The 6,455-nt window shown below is 66.7% G+C and carries 7 protein-coding genes and 1 pseudogene; 4 read left to right on the forward strand and 4 right to left on the reverse strand.

Annotated elements, in window-relative coordinates; genetic code table 11:
• From JWN21_RS12170 to JWN21_RS12180, 3 genes and pseudogenes are all read right to left on the reverse strand, one after another.
• Positions 1-225 (reverse strand): annotated as a pseudogene (locus JWN21_RS12170) (hypothetical protein); the annotation flags it as partial.
• Positions 226-257: 32 nt separating this feature from the next.
• The gene (locus JWN21_RS12175; protein WP_299650440.1) at positions 258-572 is read right to left on the reverse strand and encodes a hypothetical protein; all 315 of its coding nucleotides are present in this window, start codon (positions 570-572) and stop codon (positions 258-260) included.
• Positions 569-2,239, reverse strand: coding sequence for a cisplatin damage response ATP-dependent DNA ligase (locus tag JWN21_RS12180; protein WP_299650443.1), 1,671 nt, complete (start codon positions 2,237-2,239; stop codon positions 569-571). The genes JWN21_RS12175 and JWN21_RS12180 overlap by 4 nt, the downstream gene beginning before the upstream one ends.
• Before the next feature lie 172 nt (positions 2,240-2,411).
• Between JWN21_RS12180 and JWN21_RS12185 the strand changes: the two genes are divergently transcribed.
• Together JWN21_RS12185 and JWN21_RS12190 are read left to right on the forward strand one after the other, a co-directional pair.
• Positions 2,412-2,864 carry a hypothetical protein gene (locus JWN21_RS12185; protein WP_299650446.1) on the forward strand — a complete coding sequence of 151 codons (453 nt, stop codon included), beginning with the start codon at positions 2,412-2,414 and terminating at the stop codon, positions 2,862-2,864.
• 52 nt (positions 2,865-2,916) lie between these two features.
• On the forward strand, positions 2,917-3,411 hold the full coding sequence (locus tag JWN21_RS12190; protein ID WP_299650449.1) for a hypothetical protein: 495 nt from the start codon (positions 2,917-2,919) through the stop codon (positions 3,409-3,411).
• A gap of 9 nt (positions 3,412-3,420) precedes the next feature.
• On the opposite strand, the gene JWN21_RS12195 is transcribed toward JWN21_RS12190, so the two are convergent.
• Positions 3,421-3,726 carry a chorismate mutase gene (locus JWN21_RS12195; RefSeq protein ID WP_299650451.1) on the reverse strand — a complete coding sequence of 102 codons (306 nt, stop codon included), beginning with the start codon at positions 3,724-3,726 and terminating at the stop codon, positions 3,421-3,423.
• Between the two features lie 221 nt (positions 3,727-3,947).
• Here JWN21_RS12195 and rpsD point away from each other — a divergent pair, with 221 nt between their 5' ends.
• Together rpsD and JWN21_RS12205 are read left to right on the forward strand one after the other, a co-directional pair.
• Positions 3,948-4,562, forward strand: coding sequence for a 30S ribosomal protein S4 (gene rpsD / locus JWN21_RS12200; RefSeq protein ID WP_299650454.1), 615 nt, complete (start codon positions 3,948-3,950; stop codon positions 4,560-4,562).
• 410 nt (positions 4,563-4,972) lie between these two features.
• On the forward strand, positions 4,973-6,451 hold the full coding sequence (locus tag JWN21_RS12205) for a M23 family metallopeptidase (RefSeq protein WP_299650457.1): 1,479 nt from the start codon (positions 4,973-4,975) through the stop codon (positions 6,449-6,451).
• Positions 6,452-6,455 lie beyond the last annotated feature (4 nt).

The raw sequence follows: 6,455 nt of genomic DNA on the forward strand, positions 1-6,455 counted from the left end.
AATACCGGCCACCGCCCCCGCCCGACGCGGCGTCACCGCCTCGCCCATGAGCAGCGCCGAGATCAGCAATGCGGTCGCCATGCCGGTCTCGCGCAGCGCCGCCAGCGGCGCGGTTGGACCCAGAGCAGACGCCCACAGCGCCAGGCCATAGGTGACGATCGCGTTGACGACCGCGTGGATCGACCCGGACGCGATCATCATGGCGGCGGGAACGGCAAAGGACATGACCGGTACGTAGAGCACCGCTTCCCGCGCAGCTAATCGTCGAGGAGGCAGCCCTCAAGGAGCGCCGGGAGCGGCGCGTCGGCGGGCAAGTTGCGCCCTGAAGCGGCATGGTATCTCAGAAGTACGGCGCTTAGCTGTTCGGGCTCCGCGGGTCCGTAGGTCGGCTCGATAGACACAATGTCGCCATCGCTGCTGATCGCGAAAGGCTCGCCCTCGGGTCCGAAGGCAGCCGTGTAAACGCCATTAGCGACATCGACTGCTTCCAGGTGCCTGACCGCAGCGCCGAGCGACGAGAAGAACAGCGCGGGTTCGTCTGCGGCGACGATGAGCCTTTTGTTGGAAGTCACGTTACCAGCCTTCGCAGCGTGTCGATCCGGTCCGCCTCCGCCGCCGGCTTGTCCGTCCTGATCCGCGCGATTCTCGGGAAGCGCATGGCGATGCCGCCCTTGTGGCGGGTGCTGGTGTGGATCGAGTCGAACGCGATCTCCAGCACCATGGTCTTTTCGACCTCACGGACGGGGCCGAAGCGGTTGAGCGTGTGGGTGCGGACGAACTTGTCGAGCTGGGCGATCTCCTGGTCGGTGATGCCCTGATACGCCTTGCCGACCGGGAGCAGCTCGCCGTCCTCCGTCCAGCAGCCGAAGGTGTAGTCGGAATACCAGCTCGACCGGCGGCCGTTGCCGCGTTGCGCGTACATCATCACGCAGTCGGCGGTGAGCGGGTCGCGCTTCCATTTGTACCATAGGCCTGCCCGGCGGCCCTGGACGTAGGGCGAGTCGCGGCGCTTTAGCATCACGCCCTCGATCGCCGCGTCGCGGGCGCCGGCGCGGATCGCCTCGAGCTCGGTGAAGTCGCTCGCCTCGATTACTTGGCTGAGGTCGAAGCGCTCAGGATCGAGCTGGCCCATGAACACCTCCAGCCGCGCGCGACGCTCGGTCCAGGGCAGCGCGCGAACATCCTCCGCGCCGTCGAGCAGGATGTCGTAGAGGCGGACGAAGGCGGGGTAGTCGGCAAGCATTTTCGCGCTAACAACCTTGCGCCCGAGCCGCTGCTGAAGCGCGTTGAAGCTTGCCGCGCCGCCTCCCGATTCTTGACTGCCCTGGAACTCGCCCTTCACCAGCAGCTCGCCGTCTACCGCGCCGGGGGTGGAGAAGGCGCTGGCGACATCCGGAAAACTGCCGGTCACGTCGTCGCCGGTGCGGCTGTAGAGGCGGGTTTGGCCGGCGACGTGGACGATCTGGACGCGGATGCCGTCCCACTTCCATTCGGCCGCGTACTCGTCGAGCGACACGCGCGCGTCCTCCAGCCCGTGCGCGAGCATGAAGGGGCGGAACACGGGCACGTCGGCGGGGGTGGGCTGCGGGGCGTGGCCCTCCAGCCATGCGAACAGCGACGCGTAGGGCGGGTCGAGGCCGTGCCACAGCTCCTCGATCACCTCGACATCCTGCCCGAACGCCTGCGCGAGCGCGGTCTTGGCGAGCCGCGCGGACAGGCCGATCCGCGTTTCGCCGGTCGCCATCTTGAGCAGCGCGAACCGCTCCTCCGCGTCGAGCCGGTCGAGCATGTCGGCGAGCGCGGCGGGCGCGTCCGAGCGCGACAGATGGCGCAGGCGCTCGACGGCCTGCGTGATGGAGAACGGCCCTCCTCCGTTCGTGTCGAGCGAAGTCGAGACACCATGTCCCCAGACTTCGCTCGGGACGAACGGCGGTTTGTTCGCGTTCACCGAGACGAACGGAGGGTGGGGCGCGGGCCAGAGCAGCGCCACCGTCTCGGCCGTATCGCCGACATAGTCGCGGCTCATCCGGAACAGCACCGGATCGACCCGGCTTTCGATCAGCGCGCGGATCAGCGCCGGTTTGACCGCCGGCAGGTCGAGATCGCCGGTCAGCGCCGCCATCGCCCAGCCGCGATCCGGGTCGGGCGTGGCGAGCAGATAGTCCGCCACCAGCTTCAGCTTGCCGTTGCGCCCGCGCGTGTAGATCAGCGAATCGAGCAGGGCGGCGAAGGCGTGCATGGGAGGAGATAACGCGCCGTCGGAGCCGTGGTGCCTTCGGAGCGCGTGACGAGGCGAACCCACGACCGGCCCGCCGACGCCTGCGCTAAAGCACCATCGGTCAACCTTTCAGAGATTTAACGCGGCAATGGAACTCACCGCTGGCATCCTTGGCAGTTCGAGGAGGGGTCCAATGAAGAAGCGGTGGGTGTTGGTGGCTGTTGCGCTGGCCGGATGTGACCAAATCCCAGGCACGAGCACCTACAAGATTGCGCAAGCGCAGCAGGAGGCGGCCAAGGGCCTTATCGATCCGTCCTCCGCACAGTTCCGATCGGTGCGCATGGGCAAGGACGGCGATGTCTGCGGCGAGATCAACGCAAAGAACCGGATGGGCGCGTATGTCGGCTACTCGCGTTTCGTCGCGACCGCGACTGACACGCAGCCGAGCGGCTGGCTGTCGCAGATAGACCCTCAGTTCGACCCCAGCGATGAAGCAAGCGCAAATGAACTCTGCTCCTCTATGCGGTCAAACAGCTATTCCTCGGCCGCATCGACCGCGTCAGCCTGTGAGCGCGCGCAGGAGCAAGGTATGAATCGGCTGATGCAGAAGCTGTTCGACCAAAGTCATGGCAGAGCGTGCAATTGAGCGCAGCCCGGCGTTCTGTCCGATCCTTTAACCTCGATACCGGAGAGAATTGATGCTCGTCGCCTTGCTATTGGCGATCCTGAACGATGATGGTCGTGACGTTGGACGAGGATGGACGCTGTTCAAGAACGAGGACGATTGCGCTCTGGTGCGCAGCTATGAAGGTGACACGCTACTGCGCGTGGCTTACACAGACGGGCTGAACGACGGGTATGTCACCATCGCCGACCCGGCCTTCAAGTCCATCGAGCAAGGCAAAGAGTATAAGCTCAAGCTGATATTTGTTAACGGCAAGCGGCTGGATGACGGATGGGGCGAGGTGACGGGGCACGGGTTTCGCAAGGACGATCTCACCGGCGTATCGTTCAAGCTCAGCGGCGATACGTTGCTGAACGACATCGCCAGCAACGCGCTGCTCGGCATATTCAGAGATGACGTGGTGGTCGCGAGCCTGCGGCTTGACGGTTCCGCAGCCGCCACGACCGAGCTGAAGGCGTGCGCGCGCGAAGTTCAGCGAGAAAACCCGGCCGATCCATTCGCAAAATAACGCGTGGCGTCACCGGCTACGATCGTAAGCCTTCAGTTCATACGCGATCGACGCCTCGACCAGCCGATCCCACAGTTCTGCGAGCACCACCTCCGGCACTCGGGCGTCACGTGCGAGCGCGCGGACATTAGCGATGACCTGCGCCTTTCGGGCCTCGTCGCGCACCGCTTCCCGGGTCGGCTTGATGCGCGCGGCGGCGTCCATGTAGGCGAAGCGGCGGGCGAGCAGCGCCACCAGCTCGCGGTCGACCTGGTCGACGCCGGCGCGGACCTGCGCCATCGTCGTGCAGTCGGGGCCGGCGGGAGGCGTGTCCATGCGCGCCCGCATAGCCGCTCGCGGCCGGCTGTCCACCTTGACCGCGGCAGGCCCGTCGGGTAGGCGCGCCGCTTCGCAATCGCCCCTGCACCCCGGTGAAGCAGGTGGCCCGCCCTTGATCCACGATCGAGCAAGCGGCGCGGAACCGGGATAACCTGCCCTCCCGACCCGCTCTTGGACGTGGAAGGCAGCAACGTCGTTCGCAAGATTGAAGGATTACCATGTCGAAGCGCGCCAGTGCCAAGTACAAACTCGACCGCCGGATGGGCGAGAACATCTGGGGTCGGCCCAAGTCGCCCGTCAACAAGCGTGAATACGGCCCCGGCCAGCACGGCCAGCGCCGCAAGGGCAAGGTCTCCGATTTCGGTATTCAGCTGCGCGCCAAGCAGAAGCTCAAGGGCTATTACGGCGACGTCACCGAGAAGCAGTTCCGCGCGACCTACACCGAAGCTGCGCGGATGAAGGGCGACACCAGCCAGAACCTGATCGGCCTGCTGGAGCAGCGGCTGGACATGATCGTCTACCGCGCCAAGTTCACGCCGACGATCTGGGCCGCGCGCCAGCTGGTCAGCCACGGCCATGTCCGCGTCAACGGCACCAAGTGCAACATCGCGTCGCGCCGCTGCTTCGTCGGCGACGAGATCACGCTGGGCGACAAGGCGAAGGAAATGGCGCTGGTGATGGAGGCGCAGAGCCTCGCCGAGCGCGAGATCCCCGAATACGTCGTCCCCGAGGGCACCGCCAAGGTCACCTTCAGCCGCGTGCCAACGCTGGACGAGGTGCCCTATCCGGTGAAGATGGAGCCCAACCTGGTGGTCGAGTTCTACTCGCGATAAGCGAGTAGAAGAGACCAGCAGGGTCGGTTCGGCCGGCGGCGCTACAGCGGCGTTCGACGTCACGGGATTTACTCCCGTGACGGGCCACCGGAAGAGAGGGGCGGTCCTGCGGGGCCGCCCTTTTTGCGTCGGGCCTGAGCCAAAATGCCCGTCATGCTGAACTTGTTTCAGCATCCATGCGAGACATCGGCGTCATGTCGGACCGCGAGCGCATCGCGTGGGCCCTGAAACAAGTTCAGGGTGACGGTTTTTCCGCTGACGTCGCAATGTTCCCACCGCCCACCGCACCGCCCCAACGCTCCGCCGCAGCGACACTCACCCGCCCATGCGGTTGATTTGACTTTAACACTTGTCCCCCACAACCAGCCGGCCTGCGCCGGGGGGACGGCGAGCCTTGCCGGGTGCGCTTAGTGTTCTTGCGGAACGATCATGGACTGGAGTTCGCGGGCGCGGGGGTCGCGCGCTCGTTCGGTCGCGCGATTGCCGCCCCCCCGCCGCCGCTCACGCCCTGGGAGCAGGTGCGCGAGCGCGCGGCCGGAATCGACTGGGTGCCCGATCTGGGCGCCGCGATCGGGAGTCGCGCCTGGTGGCGCGGCCTGGCGACCTGCACCGCGCTGTGTGCCGGCACTTCCTATTTCCTGGCTCCCGACCTTGGTCCGATCGCGGGCGTAGCGCCGGCGCCGCTGGCGGGCGCACAGTGGGAGGAAGCCCGCGCGCAAGGCATCGCGCCGCTTGCCTGGGGAGCGTCGACCGGACGGCGGATGGCGGCCAACGATCTGGTCAACCCGCTCGCGGAGGCACCCGAACGGCCGGTGATCGAACTCGCGGCGACATTGGGCGAGGGCGATGCGTTCGCCAAGGTGCTGGAGCGCGCCGGCGTTGGCCGTGGTGATGCGCTGGCGGCGGCGGAGCTGGTTCGTGAGACGGTGGCGCTGGAAGACATCGCGCCCGGTACGCGGCTGTCGCTGACGCTGGGCATGCGGGACAGCAAGATGGTCGCGCGGCCGCTGGAAACGCTGAAAATGCGCGCGCGCTTCGACATGGCGGTGTCGTTGACGCGCAATGGGGGCGAGCTGGCGCTGAACCGCCACCCGATCGCGATCGACCGGACGCCGCTGCGTATCCAAGGGCTGGTCGGCGGGTCGCTGTACCGTTCGGCGCGCGCGGCGGGCGCACCGGCCAAGCTGGTCGAATCCTATATCCGCGCGATCGCCACCAAGCTGTCGCTGGGCCGCGATGTCGGCAGCGATGACCGCTTCGACATGGTCATCGACCGCGAGCGCGCCGCGACGGGGGAGACCCGGCTCGGCAAGCTGCAGCTTGCGGGCATCGAGCGGGGCGGAAAGCCGCTGCAGCTGATCCGCTGGGCGGGCGACAATGGCGAGGAATGGTGGGACGCCAACGGCGAGAACGAGCGTCGCGGCTTCATGGGCATGCCGACGCAAGGGCGCATCACGTCAAACTTCGGCTATCGCACGCATCCGCTGCTGCGCTTCGTGCGGCTGCACAAGGGCATGGACATCGGTGCCCCGCACGGTGCGCCGATCTATGCGGTGCTCGACGGCGTGGTGCAGAACGCCGGCCGCGCGGGCGGGTACGGCAACTTCGTCAAGCTGAGCCACGCTGGCGGATTGGGCAGCGGCTATGGCCATATGAGCCGCTTCGCGGTGCGCAGCGGGGAACGCGTGCGGCAGGGGCAGGTGATCGGCTATGTCGGCTCGACCGGCATGTCCACGGGCCCGCATCTGCATTGGGAAGTGTGGAAGAACGGGCGGGCGATCAATCCTAAATCGATCTCGTTCACCTCGGTCGCGCGGCTGTCGGGCGACGAGTTCCGCCGCTTCAAGGCGCGGGTGCGGACGTTGCTTGGGGTCAGCGTCGGCGGGTGAGCCG

The organism is Sphingomonas bacterium (genome assembly GCF_028292945.1).
Taxonomy (GTDB): Bacteria; Pseudomonadota; Alphaproteobacteria; order Sphingomonadales; family Sphingomonadaceae; genus Sphingomonas.